The sequence below is a fragment of the Streptomyces phaeochromogenes genome (genome assembly GCF_001418655.1).
GTDB lineage: Bacteria > Actinomycetota > Actinomycetes > Streptomycetales > Streptomycetaceae > Streptomyces > Streptomyces phaeochromogenes.
In genome coordinates this window covers 1-224 of sequence record NZ_LIQZ01000617.1, presented here as the reverse complement: position 1 = coordinate 224, position 224 = coordinate 1, and the positions used below count along the sequence as shown (strand labels likewise).

The following is a 224-nucleotide window of genomic DNA, read 5'->3' as shown; positions in this document are numbered from 1 at the left end:
GGCGATCTCCGCGTTCGACAGGCCCTGTGCGATCAGGGCGAGGACCTCCGTCTCGCGCTCGGTCAGCTCGCCGACGCGCTGCTTGAGCGGGGCACGGGGTGTGGAGTCCAGCCGGGAGAACTCCGCGATGAGGCGCCGGGTGATCCCGGGCGCGAGCAGTGCGTCGCCTGCGGCCACCACCCGGACCGCCTCGGCGAGCTGGTCGGCGGACGCGTCCTTCAGCA

1 protein-coding gene is annotated in these 224 nt (G+C 73.2%); it reads right to left on the bottom strand.

Translation table 11 applies throughout. The features are described from left to right. The coding region (locus tag AOK17_RS46745) for a LuxR C-terminal-related transcriptional regulator (RefSeq protein ID WP_245697890.1) at positions 1-224 on the bottom strand (224 nt) is incomplete at both ends.